An 804-nucleotide genomic window follows, 5' to 3' on the forward strand; every position below is an offset into this window, starting at 1 on the left:
CCGTTCCCATGCCGAACACGGAAGTTAAGCACTTGAACGCCGAAAGTAGTTGGGGGCTTCCCCCTGTGAGGATAGGACGCTGCCAGGCGTACATATGGAGGATTAGCTCAGCTGGGAGAGCATCTGCCTTACAAGCAGAGGGTCGGCGGTTCGATCCCGTCATCCTCCACCATTTTTATTTACACTTGCCGGTGTAGCTCAGCTGGTAGAGCAACTGACTTGTAATCAGTAGGTCGCGGGTTCGACTCCTGTTGCCGGCACCATTTTCATTTAAATATCACCGAAGATTCTGATTTAGAATTTAGGTTCTACCTTTAAAACCCTGCCGGGGTGGCGGAACTGGTAGACGCACAGGACTTAAAATCCTGCGGGGGTTTCCCCGTGCCGGTTCGATTCCGGCCCTCGGTACCATTTTTAATTTTAATAACTGTTTGATCCATTATACCCCGCACCCTTAGCTCAGCTGGATAGAGTACTTGACTACGAATCAAGGGGTCGGGAGTTCGAATCTCTCAGGGTGCACTTTTTCGGGAAGTAGCTCAGCTTGGTAGAGCACTTGGTTTGGGACCAAGGGGTCGCAGGTTCGAATCCTGTCTTCCCGACCATCTTCAATTTAATCCCTTTAATGGGGCCTTAGCTCAGCTGGGAGAGCGCCTGCCTTGCACGCAGGAGGTCAGCGGTTCGATCCCGCTAGGCTCCACCAAATTTTATCTTTGACGAACTTTGAAAACTGAACGATGAGGCAAAAAACGTATCTTCGGATACAAACAATGAATGAAGCGCAAGCTTCGTCAACGTGACTTC

The 804-nt window shown here is 50.4% G+C and carries 6 tRNA genes and 1 rRNA gene; all 7 read left to right on the forward strand.

Annotated elements, in window-relative coordinates:
- Window positions 1-88, forward strand: a 5S ribosomal RNA gene (gene rrf / locus KNQ05_RS15555); the annotation flags it as partial.
- An 8-nt stretch (window positions 89-96) separates the two neighbouring features.
- Window positions 97-172, forward strand: a tRNA-Val gene (locus tag KNQ05_RS15560).
- A 15-nt stretch (window positions 173-187) separates the two neighbouring features.
- A tRNA-Thr gene (locus tag KNQ05_RS15565) sits at window positions 188-263 on the forward strand.
- A 61-nt stretch (window positions 264-324) separates the two neighbouring features.
- Window positions 325-411, forward strand: a tRNA-Leu gene (locus tag KNQ05_RS15570).
- Window positions 412-448: 37 nt separating this feature from the next.
- Window positions 449-522 (forward strand) — tRNA-Arg (locus KNQ05_RS15575).
- Window positions 523-528: 6 nt separating this feature from the next.
- Window positions 529-605 (forward strand) — tRNA-Pro (locus KNQ05_RS15580).
- Window positions 606-627: 22 nt separating this feature from the next.
- A tRNA-Ala gene (locus KNQ05_RS15585) sits at window positions 628-703 on the forward strand.
- Window positions 704-804 lie beyond the last annotated feature (101 nt).

It is taken from the genome of Exiguobacterium sp. s125 (genome assembly GCF_018618605.1).
Classification (GTDB): domain Bacteria; phylum Bacillota; class Bacilli; order Exiguobacteriales; family Exiguobacteriaceae; genus Exiguobacterium_A; species Exiguobacterium_A oxidotolerans.